Origin of the sequence: Halomonas sp. AOP12-B1-6 (assembly GCF_052379225.1) — a bacterium.
Taxonomy (GTDB): Bacteria; Pseudomonadota; Gammaproteobacteria; order Pseudomonadales; family Halomonadaceae; genus Vreelandella; species Vreelandella casei.
Window position 1 is genome coordinate 415,925 of record NZ_JBQSYK010000003.1, and the last position, 13,963, is coordinate 429,887.

At 49.2% G+C, this 13,963-nt stretch carries 16 protein-coding genes and 1 tRNA gene; 2 read left to right on the top strand and 15 right to left on the bottom strand.

Going from position 1 to position 13,963, the window contains the following annotated elements; translation table 11 throughout:
* Positions 1–8: 8 nt before the first annotated feature.
* The 8 genes from ACT3TR_RS10990 to ACT3TR_RS11025 all read right to left on the bottom strand — a co-directional run bounded on the left by ACT3TR_RS10990 (position 9) and on the right by ACT3TR_RS11025 (position 5,518).
* Positions 9–227 (bottom strand): helix-turn-helix domain-containing protein, encoded by a 219-nt coding sequence (locus ACT3TR_RS10990; protein WP_444625190.1) that lies wholly within the window; start codon positions 225–227, stop codon positions 9–11.
* A 522-nt stretch (positions 228–749) separates the two neighbouring features.
* Positions 750–1,124, bottom strand: coding sequence for a conjugal transfer transcriptional regulator TraJ (traJ, locus tag ACT3TR_RS10995; RefSeq protein ID WP_444625189.1), 375 nt, complete (start codon positions 1,122–1,124; stop codon positions 750–752).
* Positions 1,125–1,137: 13 nt separating this feature from the next.
* Positions 1,138–1,236: a type I toxin-antitoxin system ptaRNA1 family toxin gene (locus ACT3TR_RS11000; protein WP_444625393.1), complete on the bottom strand. Its 99-nt coding sequence runs from the start codon at positions 1,234–1,236 to the stop codon at positions 1,138–1,140.
* 263 nt (positions 1,237–1,499) lie between these two features.
* The gene (gene trbL / locus ACT3TR_RS11005; protein WP_444625188.1) at positions 1,500–3,092 is read right to left on the bottom strand and encodes a P-type conjugative transfer protein TrbL; all 1,593 of its coding nucleotides are present in this window, start codon (positions 3,090–3,092) and stop codon (positions 1,500–1,502) included.
* 2 nt (positions 3,093–3,094) lie between these two features.
* A complete protein-coding gene (locus ACT3TR_RS11010) occupies positions 3,095–3,292 on the bottom strand; it encodes a hypothetical protein (protein WP_444625187.1) in 198 nt (65 codons plus the stop codon).
* Positions 3,293–3,294: 2 nt separating this feature from the next.
* A complete protein-coding gene (trbJ, locus tag ACT3TR_RS11015) occupies positions 3,295–4,068 on the bottom strand; it encodes a P-type conjugative transfer protein TrbJ (RefSeq protein WP_444625186.1) in 774 nt (257 codons plus the stop codon).
* Positions 4,069–4,969: 901 nt separating this feature from the next.
* Positions 4,970–5,296: a hypothetical protein gene (locus ACT3TR_RS11020; RefSeq protein WP_444625185.1), complete on the bottom strand. Its 327-nt coding sequence runs from the start codon at positions 5,294–5,296 to the stop codon at positions 4,970–4,972.
* Positions 5,297–5,305: 9 nt separating this feature from the next.
* Positions 5,306–5,518 carry a DNA-binding protein gene (locus ACT3TR_RS11025; RefSeq protein WP_444625184.1) on the bottom strand — a complete coding sequence of 71 codons (213 nt, stop codon included), beginning with the start codon at positions 5,516–5,518 and terminating at the stop codon, positions 5,306–5,308.
* A gap of 911 nt (positions 5,519–6,429) precedes the next feature.
* Here ACT3TR_RS11025 and ACT3TR_RS11030 point away from each other — a divergent pair.
* A complete protein-coding gene (locus ACT3TR_RS11030) occupies positions 6,430–6,660 on the top strand; it encodes a hypothetical protein (protein ID WP_444625183.1) in 231 nt (76 codons plus the stop codon).
* Positions 6,661–6,728: 68 nt separating this feature from the next.
* Here ACT3TR_RS11030 and ACT3TR_RS11035 read toward each other — a convergent pair whose 3' ends face one another.
* The 4 genes from ACT3TR_RS11035 to ACT3TR_RS11050 form a co-directional block, all read right to left on the bottom strand.
* On the bottom strand, positions 6,729–7,058 hold the full coding sequence (locus ACT3TR_RS11035) for a hypothetical protein (RefSeq protein WP_444625182.1): 330 nt from the start codon (positions 7,056–7,058) through the stop codon (positions 6,729–6,731).
* 170 nt (positions 7,059–7,228) lie between these two features.
* Positions 7,229–8,026 carry a hypothetical protein gene (locus ACT3TR_RS11040; RefSeq protein WP_444625181.1) on the bottom strand — a complete coding sequence of 266 codons (798 nt, stop codon included), beginning with the start codon at positions 8,024–8,026 and terminating at the stop codon, positions 7,229–7,231.
* A gap of 113 nt (positions 8,027–8,139) precedes the next feature.
* Positions 8,140–9,201, bottom strand: coding sequence for a site-specific integrase (locus ACT3TR_RS11045; protein WP_444625180.1), 1,062 nt, complete (start codon positions 9,199–9,201; stop codon positions 8,140–8,142).
* Between the two features lie 97 nt (positions 9,202–9,298).
* Positions 9,299–9,375, bottom strand: a tRNA-Ile gene (locus tag ACT3TR_RS11050).
* A 183-nt stretch (positions 9,376–9,558) separates the two neighbouring features.
* On the opposite strand from ACT3TR_RS11050, the gene ACT3TR_RS11055 reads away from it, so the two are divergent.
* Positions 9,559–10,134, top strand: a complete 576-nt coding sequence (locus ACT3TR_RS11055; RefSeq protein ID WP_444625179.1) for a hypothetical protein — start codon at positions 9,559–9,561, stop codon at positions 10,132–10,134.
* Positions 10,135–10,150: 16 nt separating this feature from the next.
* Here the strand turns inward: ACT3TR_RS11055 and ACT3TR_RS11060 are convergent, their stop codons facing one another.
* The 3 genes from ACT3TR_RS11060 to ACT3TR_RS11070 all read right to left on the bottom strand — a co-directional run bounded on the left by ACT3TR_RS11060 (position 10,151) and on the right by ACT3TR_RS11070 (position 13,911).
* Complete coding sequence (locus ACT3TR_RS11060; RefSeq protein WP_444625178.1) at positions 10,151–11,959, bottom strand: ABC transporter ATP-binding protein; 1,809 nt, start codon at positions 11,957–11,959, stop codon at positions 10,151–10,153.
* Between the two features lie 69 nt (positions 11,960–12,028).
* Positions 12,029–12,838 carry an ABC transporter ATP-binding protein gene (locus tag ACT3TR_RS11065; RefSeq protein ID WP_444625177.1) on the bottom strand — a complete coding sequence of 270 codons (810 nt, stop codon included), beginning with the start codon at positions 12,836–12,838 and terminating at the stop codon, positions 12,029–12,031.
* On the bottom strand, positions 12,835–13,911 hold the full coding sequence (locus ACT3TR_RS11070; protein WP_096282305.1) for a FecCD family ABC transporter permease: 1,077 nt from the start codon (positions 13,909–13,911) through the stop codon (positions 12,835–12,837). The genes ACT3TR_RS11065 and ACT3TR_RS11070 overlap by 4 nt, the downstream gene beginning before the upstream one ends.
* Between the last annotated feature and the right edge of the window lie 52 nt (positions 13,912–13,963).

Below are 13,963 nucleotides of genomic sequence, written 5' to 3' on the forward strand. Positions count from 1 at the left end.
TCTAATCCTTATCGACGCGGCGTGACGATGCCGACATGCTTGTAAAGGGTAGTACGCGACACACAATAGCGGCGAGCAACCTCAGCCACCTGGACATCAGGGTCACTCAATAAAGTCCTGATCTCACGTACCTGCCGATCGTCTAACTTCGACGTACGCCCCCGAGCCGTCCACTGGCGCGAGCTGATGCCAGCCCAGCATGGGATCGCTCCCGGATCAAACCACACTCGTACTTAGCAAGCGCAGCAAAAACTTAAAATGTCAGCTTGCCCTACAGCACTCCCTGTCGCAACCTGGGTCAGGCTCTCGAATGCAGCTCTAGGTCGTCTACAGTCTTTACCAAGTCAGATAGGCGGCGCCTAACCCGATCCAGCCGCCACAATACGAGTGTATATCCTGCCCGAAGCGCCTAGCGACATTGCTCAAGCTAAGGCGAGCTACATTCTTGCATCTGACTGCTTCTTAATAGATCACGCTACACCGAAATGTGTGAGCGCGTGGAGCTGCAGGTCTAGGGGCTGATCATCCGTCGAAACACTTCGTATCCAATGCGTTGATTCATGGGCACTCTCAACATTGAAAACTTGGCAACTATCTTAACCGGTTCGACCATCCCGAAAAACGAAAAATCGCGACTCTACTACCTGTCCAGAAAGCCACAATTTAATGAACACCATTGAGGAACAATTTAGCCGCTAAAACAAAAGGGCGTCCAGCTGGCCGCTCCTTACCCTTAGCGTAAGATATTGTCATGGCTCATACCTAGGCATAACAATCTTGGTCATAACCTTGCCCATTTCCTCCTGCGTCGCCTCAATCTTGCTGAGGACTGCAAGTATTGTTGCCTGGCCGAATTGAGCTGTGCGCACGTCATCGGTAAGCCATAGTTTCAATAGGCCACCCAAGCGGCCAAGATCGCCGTTGATCCTGGCCAGTTCTCGAACCTGTTCATAATCCACCACACCAGATATGTGATAACCCTGACCGACTTCGCGTAAATATCGTGCAGCGCTCATACCGGCTCGCTGTGCTTGTGCCTCGATCTGTTCCTTTTCCTCGGGAAGACAGTACACTTTGATAGGTGTACTGCCCTTCCTCGTCACTCGTTCTGTCTTGTCATTCATCATATTGTTCGTCTTAGCTCGCTGTCGCCTGGCGAATAGAGGTTAAAGACTCCTGAAAATCCTCCGGTATCGCTCGGTCAGTCTCGGCTTGCCAGTTCACCACCGTAAATATATTAGCGGCGGCTTACACAACTGGCGGTACCCGCCAGGCTCTCTCTTGGTTGATTAACTCTAGGGAGGATAACTTAGTCGATGCCTGATGAATTGCTTCTGAACTTCGTAATCTATGTGCCTCTCTGACAGGTAGTATGTGGAAATGCGGGCCGGTTCACCATCGCTGGCCCGTGTGCTTTTAAAGACCGGTGCTAGACAGCCACGGTCTCTTCTGAACACGGGGGTAAAATTACATTGCTTCATCGTGGTATCTCCTTATTTCTACTGCGGGTCGCGATTCACAAAGCTTGCAATCTCGTCATTGCGCTCTTGCTGGCGTTCCTGGGCATACGACACGTACTCTCCAACGTCAAAGGTATGCTTCTCCGGGTCGCGCTCTTGCCATTCAGCATGTGACTGGCGGACATTGTCCTGATCCTCGCTAGACAGAGAATCAAAGTCACCTGCCTGGTTTACCCAACCACCTTCATTGCTACCACCAAGACTATCACTACCGAATGAAGGGTTATCACCACCCTCCTCTGCGGTATCGCCACCCTGTTCACCGTTACTACTGTTATTTTGATCCATACCCTCGCGGATCGAAGACGCCAAACGTCCACCAGCAGTTTGATCCACTTTCTCTTGAAAGCTGCCAGCTACCTTGGAGCCTATGCCTTTAGCCAGCTCGCTTGTTGTGCCAGCCGCCATTGCAGCGGCTCGACTAAATCCACTGCTGCTTACCGCATCACCATCATTTAGCCCTGCCGCCTCTGAGTAGTCACCTGCCCCATCGCTATCACCACTACCACCGAGAACACTGCCCAGACCAGCATCACCTCCACCGCGACCTTCAGACTCGCTAGCAGCATTAAACGCGGCCATAAGGGCTTGGGTGCCTCCTGCCATATTGGTCGCTCCACTCATAGTAGCACCACCCAAGGCTGCGCCGCCTGAGGCAACGGCAGCCCCTGCGCCTACTGCTCCGCCAGCAAGTGCTCCGGCACTAAATGAACCGCTCGCACTAGCAGCACCTCCGCCACCAGGAATCAAGCCTGCAATCGTGTTAGGCACAGAGTGAATAAGCACAACCAACACCAGTGCAACCACGAAAACGACCATTAATTCCCGCATCGTTACTGTTTCAGATAGATCGTTGTAGTAGCCGTCCATAATCGAAATGGCCACACCAATCAGCAGGGTCATAGTTAGCAGCTTTAAGGCAATACCTAAAACACTGCGGAAATAATTAATAGCAATATCTGACGTCCAACGTGAACCGCCGAAACCAAGCACGAAAACACCTGCATAAGCCAGTATCCAGGCGTTCACCAATGCAAGTAGCACATTTGCTGATACAACCGCCATACAGGCCAGAATTGCCAAGGTGATCAGGAAAATTGAAAGGTTATCGATTGGGCTGGTAAAGCTGTAGGATTTTGCAGACTTCACGATCATATCGAAGGCGATACTTATGGGCTCTGAAGGCGTTAGCTCTCGATTTAGCCCGCCTGCTGTCGCTCCAATAGTTCGCAGCGAATCGATAATTGACATCGCAAAGTCAGGTCCATTGGTGAGCAACCACCAAAAGAAGCCAGTGAAGATGGTAAAACGTACAAGCTCAGCAAAAAACTCACCAATGTCAGCCTTACGCAATGCCATCATGCCGAACGTCCAAACCATTGATATAAGAACCAACGTCCAAAACAGCCATGAAGCATATTCGATAATTGTAGTCCCCCATAAACTACTAGCCGTTAAAAACCTATCGGCTACATCATCTAAAACACCATCCGGCTCAATAGCAGCCCATACAGCTTGTGACGCCAGCAGGAAAGTCAGCAACACTATAAGCCGCAAAAATATGTTGCTCATAGTTAAAATCCCTCATTTTTAGAACGATCAGTTGGCTTACCCATATCCCAGAGATGACTAACATTCTCTTCTTGGCACCGTACTTGTTCTTGCTTCTTACATTCATTTTCAGGTGCGTTTGAGGCGGATTGCTCACCACATCCCAAAAGAAAAACTGAAAGCAATACGCAGGCAACCATGACGCGATTAATCTCAAACATGGTTAAAACCCCTTGTTCTTGGAGCGAGTAGTGGGTTCGCCCATATCAAATAACTGTTCACGGGATGCTTGGTATTGAGCTTCACGGTCGGCTTCAGCCTGCAGCTGCGTTGTTACTGCGTTTTGCTGAGTAATAAGTAAGCCGCGGATCTGCAAAAGCTGGTTGGCCTGGTTACTTGCGAGCTGATTGGCATAGCCAATCGCGGCGAGCTGACCATCCGCACCTTGAGCGGCAGCTTGTAGGCGCATGAGCTGGCTAGCATCTGACTCTAAATTGTCCTGCTGCTGATCTAGCCCTCTGAAAACTGCATCATTGGCTCTTTTCTGAGACTCAGACGCCAGCCGGCGATTTTCGTCCATTGCTGCCCACTCAGCATCGCTACAACCAGCATTGGAGAAACAGGGGGAACCACGGTAATAAGCAACGTCCTGGAATCGCTCCAAGTAGCTATCGATACTGCCCATTTGGTTTTGGTAATACTGGAGTGTGTTAGTAGCCTGCACTAAATCATTGATTGTCGACTGGGCCCTATCCCAAATGTAAGCAGCCGGTGCCATTGTGTTTTGCAATTGGTTTTCATACTGCTCAAGCTGGGTTTGATACTCCTCAATCTGTTTTAGCGTTTGCGCAACCGACTCTATCGCGGACATTGTGTTTTGCGCGAGGTTGGTACCATCAACCACAGGGATGCCTGCTCGCGCAGGCGAAAAGACGTTTGACTCCAGGAAAAGGGAGAGTACGGCAATTTTAGCCGCTGAAAGATGAGGTTTATGCATGGTCAGTTACTCGTCGCCACGTGACAAAACGCCCACATTTCACTTTCTATAAGTGAGCGGTTTCGTCGTTACTAGCTTGTCACCTTGGCTAGTACGGTAGCTGACCTGGGCGACACCGAAACCCGGCCTTCTTTTTAAATGTCACGGTGTCTGCGATCAATTTATGGGCTGTGATTTTAGCCGCTAAAATTTATCAACCTAGCTATTACGCTTTTGAAGGCGGTAGCCGATAGCCTCGCAGAGCAGGATTCCCCGTTGAATGCCTCCGGCGTGAATAAGGGAAGTGAAGTAGGAACACTCAGCTTGCTGGTGGGCCTACTTCACCTATCCTGCCCGCCTTACAGCGTTGTTTACGCCAAGGAAATGTATGTTTTCTCCTGTGTATAACGTTGCATTTTAGATGTAATACCCTGTTCAGGGCCGTTACTATTAAAAAACAAGTAAAAAACGTTATTTTCCTTGCAATATAACGATGATTTACACATCCCAATGCACAGAAAAACACTGAAATGCACAAGTTTCCATTAAGCAGACAGTTGGCCCCTCAAGTGTCAACTAAAGCTAAGGATAGGTGCTCGACAATCACCTCCCCCATCGCTTAGCTACACTCACTTCAGCCAATACCACCCTTACATTCATTTTTTGGTATTTCATTTCATTAGCTAAGTAATTATAAAAATAAGGCTCTCTGGATTTTTTAGTAATTCTGCACTTAGCGAAGCTAATTGAGCTAGAAAGGCTACTTTCCTGGCGTTCAAATCGGCGAAAGCCGCACAATCTTTAATTGATTAGTTATTTTCTAAACTTATTCTTTTCTACTCTCTTTACTTATTAGCATTGGATTTTCCGAACACAGCTTTTCCGTATTAGGATTAACCGTATACGGAAAAGCCGAACATGGTTAATCAAGAGTAAAATTTCCAGGCCGATCAGTTACAAGCCATGTTGTATGAATAAATTTCCCACATTCACCACGCTCTCGTTGAATGTATAGATACCCTGCATCCTGAAGCTCCTTTAACCCCGCTCGCGTTGCATCGCGACCAGATCCAACCTCCCTTTGTTTTGATAGATGTGATAAGCGAAGCTGCCAGTTATCAGGAAGGTGCAATACAAACACAAGGATTCCTAAAGCTTTCCAAGAAAGTCGATGGTCTCGAATCAAATCATTATTGAGTGTCGTAAAATCTGACCTTACTCGACGACGGATAATAGCTGTATCTTCCATCATAGCTCCTCAGGGTTCATCAATCAGAACAGCCACATCACTTGCACGAAAATAAACGCGCCTACCTACTTTTCTCTTAGCATGACGCCATTTTAAAGCAAACTCAGATTGCCCTCGCAAAGATATACTTAGGCCATCTGGGCTACGCTTTAACAAATCAGCTAGATCAGTTAACGAAAGAAGGACGCCATAGCGTTCAGTAATTTTTTCTTCAAGTGTCATAACCCACCCTCTAAACAACGTTAAACTAGACTTCTTTATTTATTTTTACGTCAAAGAAGGGATAACATCAACTAATTATTTACATGTATATTTAAAACTATAAAAATGACTTCGATATATCGTAAACATTATTTTACAAAAAAGTAACCGCGTCCTTTATATCGAACAATACTATTTCTAAACACCTAAAACATTCTTATTGACACTTGAGGGGCAGAAAAAATTGACGCTTCTTAAAACAAACCAAATATAACTAAATTTTAGCCGCTAAAATCTATAAAATAATTCACAAATATTAAAGCCGCATCATATTTAATTTTAAAAAAACACGATGTCGAAAAAACCAAAAAACACAACTAACATTAATAATTTTTTATTTGGCCTATGAAATCTATTAGCACTGGCCTCCTAAACTAGATCTTAATTGGCATTTAGACGTTTTATAAAACAGTTTATTGAAATATAGCTATTGATTGAATTATAGAGCCATCTACTCCTGGCACTACTATCTTTCTCACAAGCAGTAACCTCAAAGACAAGACGGCCGCCAATAAGCACCAGAATTTATTGTCAATAAGCATTTGACTATCAGCTAGACGCTCCAAACATACGATTGACTTTTATCTGGCACTGCGGGCTGAAATGCACTACACTTTAGTAAATAAGTAATTTCAGCACTAAAATGCAGAGCTTCTCTAGCTATGAAAAAATATTTTAATAGCCTAAAAGACAGAAAAAAATACAAATCAACTAAAAGCCTCCGGATTTGAATGACTATTTAAAATAGCTGGATTTTTTAAATGAAACTATAGGTGCACTAATGTTTTATCAATATTTGCTTTTATTTACACCAGTAATAATGGGAATTATATTAACCTTACTCACCCACAGGATGAACAAAGAAGGGATAAATGATGCTAGGTAAGAATAAAACAGTTTTTAATAAACAGGGCGAGTTTACTCAGGACGAAGCTACTCTTGCCGGATCTATTGAGGAAATTGCTTTGAGCGCACATGATGTCGTTGAAATTAATCAAGATTGGACTGATGAAGAACCCTGCTTTTTAGAAGACGATGGAATGTTTCTGGAGCCGCCTACCTCGATTACCCGCGCACGGGCTGAGAAGGCAAGTGATGGCTAACGCACATAATATGAACAAGCTACATTACAAACACAGGGGTTAGCCGATGGCGTTGATAAAAATCATGACTAAATTCCTTCACCATCGCGAAAAAAGTCATCTCTAGCAACTAGACCGAAATTATCTTCAGCCTTCTGAGCATTTACATCTTTATCGTCGCTGAACAAATTTTGTATACGTCTCTCCTGTTTTAGGTTAGCTACTGTAAGGAAAAAGCAACTTTCGCATAAGTGTATTTCATATCGCTCACCATCATGCTCAGCTCCATACCCCCAATGAGCTTGGAGTGTTGCGAACTCAAGTCCATCATTTGCTACTCGTGTGGAGCATAGACATACATCGCAAACCACATCGGTAACAGTATCAACTTCAACCTTTCCAGTAACCTTCACTTCCACCTCCAATCTCAACCTAGCCGATCGCTGTGGATGATTTCAACTTTCAATATGTGGAAAAATAGGTGTTATCACAACATTTTTAGCGCTAAGACTCCAGCCGGGCTCGCGCACAGTTGTCAAAGATTAATAAATAACCTGGGCATGAATGCGCTCCCCCAACTAACTCTCATCTACTTCAACCATAGTATATTTTTTGTTCTTACGCCTACACTTCTATAACCAAAATCCATTGTTTCAAGTGCACGTTTATCATCACGATATGCAGCTCGAAGCCATTCAGCCTTTTCTGAAGTGTCGTATAATGAGTAATCATGCCCTATCCTAAAAAAACCTAAATCAGCTCCGAATGAAGCGTTCAACTCTACCTCTACCGTTATACGTTCTTCAGGACTCCACCTTACAGCACCGTGCTCACCTGGGAGCCAAACAGTTATTTTTTCAGTTGCATCGGGCGTGTTATAAGTTTTAAAAAATGACTTTTTAAGTTCTGTTTTGTCGATAAGAATAGGATCTAACGCAGGTGTACATTCAGCAGATTCCGACAAAAATCCTGAAGGGTGTTTGTCCCTTACATCCTTCAGCCTAGATTTCAAAACTGGACTTTCGTTTATTGCTGACAGCCACTCTTTACGTACGGTTGATGCAAAATTTCTGATTTGCCAAGCTTTTACTTCTTGACCCACATTCAACCCCCAATCTTTATAACTTAACTCGAATGCAATGCTAAGCGCGAAGTCTTTAGCAGTAGGCATACTCCTATCTGGTTTAAATGTGTTCAACATTAAACGCACTACTGATGGAGCCGATGAAATATCAATCGCCAAAGAAACAGGAATGGTACTCGTTTTATCAGCAGATTCTCTAAAGACTTTTTTCCATATTTTTGGACTATCTGACTTCGAAACAAATCCAAGCCATTTCGGCCATAAGATATCAGTGAAGATTTTGCTAACAACCTTTCCAAACATGTCTTTAATCTTCCTTAACACAACAAATTAATAAAGTCATTGACGCTCTTAGCATAATAGCTATTTTTAGACTACTAAAGTAGTCTTTAAAAAATTAAAAAAATTTTAATTTATCAGCTCACATCCTCTCTATCTAACTTTACTACCAAATCTTCAGCCCGTAAGTGCGTATACCGCCTAAGCATTTGCATCGACTTGTGCCCGCTGATCGCCGCCACTTCCTGATCAGATAGTCCTAATTCTACTAATCGGCTGACTGCCTCATGCCTTAAATCATGGAAACGAAAGTCATCAAGCCCTGCCTTCTTTTTGGCTTGATTCCACACCTTCGTATAGACGTAAGGGCCTCGCTTACCTGTTTTGCCAGGCTCGCCAAAAAACACCAAGTTGCAGTCGAGTGGGCGCACCGGGTTGTTCATTGCCTGCTTGAACACCTCTGTCGCGGCTTGCGTTAGCGGCACCAAGCGGGCTTCGTTGTTTTTGGTGTCTGTAAGGCGCACCAGGCGGCGTTTAACGTCTACCTGGCTGCGAGTGAGGGTTAGGATCTCCGACGAGCGCATACCCGTCTCTAGGGCGATTCTGGCGATCCATGCAAGCATAGGGTTACTGTGCTGGCGTAACACGGCGAACAGCCGCTTTTCTTCCTCGGAATCAAGACGTCTACTCCGGCCCTCTCCTGGGCTAGGCTTGCGGATATTCTGAACAGGGTTATACGTCAGGCCCAGCCCCCACTCTTGAATCGACACTGTAAACAGGTGGCCAAGCAGGGCAAGCTCTAGACGCACGGTATTGGGGCTAATTGGCACCCCTCGTCGCCCCAAACTGCTTAAGCGCTTATCACGGTAGTTGGCGACTAGTTCTGGCGTAAGAGCTGCTAGAGAGTATTTACCCAAATGCTCGATCAGCGTATTCGCCTTGAGACGTTCGCTTTTCTGGCTGCTGGGTTTCTTGGTAGGAGTGATATCGGCCAAGTAGCGCTTTAGCGCTGCTTCAAGCGTCATTCTTTCTGAGGCACTACGCTGGATATAAAGACCGCGCACCATTTCGTCTTCAGTGCGGCGTGCCCAATCTTGGGCGTCACGTTTGGTGCGGAAAGTCTTTGCTATGGTTGGCCAACCCGACTTGCGGATGACGGCTTTCCAGGTTGCAGAAGGGGTCTTGACGATGGTGGCCACAAAAAATCTCCAGGGTCTGAAAGATCGGCACTGTACCGAAACTGTACCCTTGGACTAGGGGACTCACCAGAGATAATTGCTAACTCACTGATTTTAATGGTGGGCCCAGTCCGACTTGAACGGACGACCAAGGGATTATGAGTCCCCTGCTCTAACCAACTGAGCTATAGGCCCGAAAAGCGTGCATATCATAGCGAATGTGACGGGTTGAGGCTAGCCCCATTGCGCTATCTTCATGCTGCTGTGGCACTTTATACGGTTTGGGGGGTCTTGTGGGTAGTGTTTAATCATTTGAGCAGCTCTTAGTTTTGTGGGTAGCTCATCGTATTGTGGACAGTTTTTATGCGGAGGCGCGCTGTGAAAGCATTGATTGCTCTAGTTCCTTTATTGTTAGCCCTGCCGGTACACGCTGATTGGCAGCTTGACCCTGCTCAGTCTCAGGTGCAGGCGTCGATTACTCAGCTAAACGGCGCAGCGCCACAAACGCATCACCATCAAGTACGCGACCTACAGGGCACTATATCCAGCGACGGTACGCTGCGCCTGCCATTAAAGCTGAGCCAAACGGATGTACTTGAACGCTTTAGCGAACTGCCACCTTGGATTGGTTTGCTGGCAAACACCACGTTGGTCACGCTAGTGGCGCAAATGCCCCCTGAGCAGCTAGACAATTTGGACATTGGCGAATCGCTGGTCGAGACTCTGGAGTTTAGGGTTGAATCCGATATGGTTAATCAGCAGGAGTCGGTGCCGCTGCGCTTTACCCGCGAAGGCCTGAATGAAATACGCGTTACTCACGCTGAACCGATGGCCATAGATGGTAAGGTTCTAATGGAAAACAGCACGGTGCGTACCGTGCTGTCGATGCTGGGTTATCAAGAAATTGATGAGAACGTGCCGGTGACGCTTAACGCGCTGTTAGTGAATCGATAACGATGACACAAAGCGTTTAAGACCTTAGCACTTCTACATCTCCCGCCAGAGCCTCGCCGGTTTGTACGCGCCACTGGGCGGCATAGTGACCATTGGTGGCAAGCAAACTGGCGTGGCTGCCCCGCTCAGCGACACGGCCTTTCTCGATTACCACGATTTCATCAGCGTGAACGATGGTAGAAAGCCGGTGGGCAATCATAATCACCGTTCGCCCATGAGCAATGCGCTTTAGGGAACGCTGGATGGCCGCTTCGGTTTCGTTGTCCACCGCACTAGTGGCTTCATCCAACACCAAGATCGGCGGGTCTTTAAGCAGTGCCCGCGCGAGTGAAAGCCGTTGGCGCTGGCCGCCAGAAAGCAGCACTCCGCGCTCCCCAACGGGTGTATCTAGCCCCTGAGGCAATGTTTCGATAAAGCTCCAAGCCTCGGCGGTTTTGGCAGCGTCGATAATCTCGGCTTCATCGGCCTGCGGCTTTCCATAGGTGATATTGTCTCGAATACTGCCTTCAAAGAGATACACGTCCTGGCTGACTAAGCCAATGGACTGGCGCAGCGAGTTCATACTCACGTCAATAATAGGTTGGCCGTCGATCAGTACGCGCCCGGCTTCTGGGTCGTAAAAGCGTAGCAGCAGCTTGATCAGCGTCGATTTACCCGACCCAGTGGCCCCCACCAGCGCCAGGGTATTGCCGGCGGGCACATGCAGATTAATTCCATCCACGCCCACTCGGCTGGTCGCGTAATGAAAGCTCACATTTTCAATCGTGACGTCGCCACGCAACGGCTGGGTGAGCGGAGTGGTGCTGGCATCTTTAACCGTGATTGGCACTTCGAGCAGGTCAAGAATCCGGCGTGTGCTGGCCATGGCGCGCTCAAACAGGTCGATCACCTGGGCCAGGCCGGTTAGCGGCCAAAGCAGCCGCTGAGTCAGAAATACCAGCACGCCATACGCACCGACATTCAGAGAGCCGTTGAGCGCCATCATGCCACCCACGGTAAAGGTGGCCAGAAAGCCCGCTAGAATCGCCATACGAATCACCGGAATAAATGCTGAGCTGACCTTAATCGCCCGGCGGTTAGCCTCGACATACGCTTCGCTGGCTTGGCGCAGACGTTCCGCTTCGCGGTCTTCACTGGTAAAGCTTTTGATCGTCGCAATGCCGCTAAGGTTGTTAGACAGCCGGCTGGCTAGGTCACCCACCTTCTCACGCACATCGCTATAAAGCGGCCCGGCTTTACGCTGGAAGAAGAACGCGCCCCAGATAATTAGCGGAATAGGCGTAAAGGCTAACAGCGCAATCAGCGGCGAAAGCACAAAGAACACCGCGCCCACCGCCACCACGGTAACGACCACCTGAATAAGCGCATTGGCACCGCCATCAAGAAAACGCTCAAGCTGGTTAACGTCATCGTTCATGGTGGCCACAAGCTGGCCTGAGTTTTTCGATTCGAAGAACGCCATATCGAGCCGCTGGGCATGCTCGTAGGTGTCTTGGCGCATATCCGCCTGCAGGCGCTGGGCTAAGTTGCGCCAGAGGATTTGAAACAAATACTCAAACAGCGACTCCCCTGCCCAAATAACAAAAGTCAGTATCGCCAGCATGGTGATCTGCTGGTGAGGCGTCTCAAAGCCCAAGCTCGCCACAAAGCTTTGCTCTTGGTTCACTACCACATCAATGGCGACACCAATCAAAATCTCTGGCGCAATATCAAACAGCTTGTTGATAACTGAACAGGTGGTCGCGGCAATAATGCGCCGCCGATAGCCTTTGGCGTAGCGCAGCAGCCGAACTAAAGCCTGAAAACTGTGTGCAGGAGAGGACACAAGTGTTCCTTATTTGAGATTGTTAGCGTGCGGCTAAAGCGACGAGACAACCACTGAACTGACAGCCTATTAAACCGTCGCAGGCGAGCGCCGCACATTGGCCAACAGGGGGCTTCCGGTCGCGGGATCAGTTATTAGCGTGCATTCTACTTGATAAAGCGTGCGAACTAACGCTGGTGTCACCACTGAAGCGGGCGGCCCTTGCGCGATTATCTGCCCTTCCCGCATGGCCACTAGATGATCAGCATAGCGGCACGCGCTGGCAAGATCATGCAGCACCATCACAACGGTACGGCCGTGATGGGCGAGCTCTTTTACCAATTCGAAGACTTCGATTTGATGACCAAGATCCAATGCAGACGTGGGCTCATCTAACAGCAATAGCGGCGTTTGCTGAGCGATGGTCATGGCAATCCAGGCACGCTGGCGCTGGCCGCCGGAAAGCGCCTCAATGGGCCGATCAGCCAGATCTTCTAGCCCTGCCGCTTCAAGCGCATGCTGAACAACACGCTGGTCTTCTGCCGACCACTGGCGCAGCCAGCCTTGATGCGGCTGGCGGCCAAAGCGTATTAGCTCGGTCACGGTTAAGCCTTCCGGCGCGACGGCTTCCTGAGGCAGCAGCGCCAGCTGAGTGGCCAGCTGGCGAGAAGGCAATCGCTGAATATCCTCACCGTTCAACAATACGCAACCGCCATCGGGCTTATGCAGGCGAGCCAGCCCCGCCAGCAATGTTGACTTACCACAGCCGTTCGGCCCGACAATGGCCGTTACCTTTGCGCTAGGCAAGTGTATATCCAGACTATCAATGACCCGCCGCGCGCCGTAGCCCATGCTCAGCGCATCGGTAGCCAGCGTCGGCGGCGTTTCAAAATTGTTCATGCGTGACTCCGTTGCGGCCGCATCAAAATCCATAAAAGCCAGGGGCCGCCAATAATAGCGGTGACAATACCTACCGGAAGCTCAATCGGCGCCAGCAGGGTGCGCCCCATTAAATCGGCCAGCACCATCACCAGGGCACCGGCAAGCGTTGCCGCGACCACCGGCACATGGCGTGGGGTAGAAAGCGCGCGCGCAATTTCAGGCCCGATCAACCCCACCATGCCAACCGGCCCGGCAACGGCAACGGCAAGCGCCGTTAATACCACCGATAACAGCAGTATTTGGATACGTCTTACTTTGGCGTTCACCCCAAGCCCGTTAGCCGTCGCTTCGGAAAAACGCAGGATCGTCAGCGAGCGGGCTAACGCCAGTGCCGTCACAAAACCCACCGCTAGGCCGACGCCCAATAGGTGAACGGAACCACCTGAACGCGCATTCAGTGACCCGACCGTCCACGGGTAAGCGGCATTGGCGGTATCAATCGCGACCCGCGCCAGCAGCAGCTGCGTGATCGCCCCGAAAACAGCGCCAACACCGATACCGGCGACGATAAAGCGATAACCCTGAGTACCGCTCCCCGCCGCGAGTCCAAATGTCAGCACCGCGGCGGTCACCGCACCGGTCAAGGCCATGGTCGAAGGTGCTATAGAGACACTCATACCCACAACCGAGGCAACCGCAAACGCCGTGGCACCGTTATCAATGCCAATAATGCCCGGCGTCGCCAGGCGATTACGGGCCAGTGTCTGCATAAGAATACCGGCCAGGGCGAATGCCCCGCCGGTCAGGCAAGCCGCGACCAAGCGCGGCAGGCGCAACTCCTGAACCATAAATCCAGTCATCATGTCGCCCTGCCCCGCCAGCGCCATGATCACCTCACGAGGCATAAGCGTCAGGCTGCCAAGGGACAGGTAGGCAATAGCGGCGAATACTAACGCGACCATCAGTGCACTGTTGACCCAAACGGCGCGGCGTTCAATCAGAACACTGGCACCATTAGCTCGGCGCTCGCCCCACCGCCAGTAGCCGGTAGGCGGCTTAACGGATTCATCGTCATTCGAGGCTATTTTCATCGTGGGCGCGATGGACACCAGCGCAGCGGCGCTATTTTTCCTGAGTTTTCTG

Coding starts and splice junctions, on each gene's coding strand:
- traJ (WP_444625189.1), bottom strand. CDS start 1,124: ATGAATGACAAGACAGAACGAGTGACGAGGAAGGGCAGTACACCTATC.
- trbL (WP_444625188.1), bottom strand. CDS start 3,092: ATGAGCAACATATTTTTGCGGCTTATAGTGTTGCTGACTTTCCTGCTG.
- ACT3TR_RS11010 (WP_444625187.1), bottom strand. CDS start 3,292: ATGTTTGAGATTAATCGCGTCATGGTTGCCTGCGTATTGCTTTCAGTT.
- trbJ (WP_444625186.1), bottom strand. CDS start 4,068: ATGCATAAACCTCATCTTTCAGCGGCTAAAATTGCCGTACTCTCCCTT.
- ACT3TR_RS11020 (WP_444625185.1), bottom strand. CDS start 5,296: ATGGAAGATACAGCTATTATCCGTCGTCGAGTAAGGTCAGATTTTACG.
- ACT3TR_RS11025 (WP_444625184.1), bottom strand. CDS start 5,518: ATGACACTTGAAGAAAAAATTACTGAACGCTATGGCGTCCTTCTTTCG.
- ACT3TR_RS11030 (WP_444625183.1), top strand. CDS start 6,430: ATGATGCTAGGTAAGAATAAAACAGTTTTTAATAAACAGGGCGAGTTT.
- ACT3TR_RS11040 (WP_444625181.1), bottom strand. CDS start 8,026: ATGTTTGGAAAGGTTGTTAGCAAAATCTTCACTGATATCTTATGGCCG.
- ACT3TR_RS11065 (WP_444625177.1), bottom strand. CDS start 12,838: ATGAACAATTTTGAAACGCCGCCGACGCTGGCTACCGATGCGCTGAGC.
- ACT3TR_RS11070 (WP_096282305.1), bottom strand. CDS start 13,911: ATGAAAATAGCCTCGAATGACGATGAATCCGTTAAGCCGCCTACCGGC.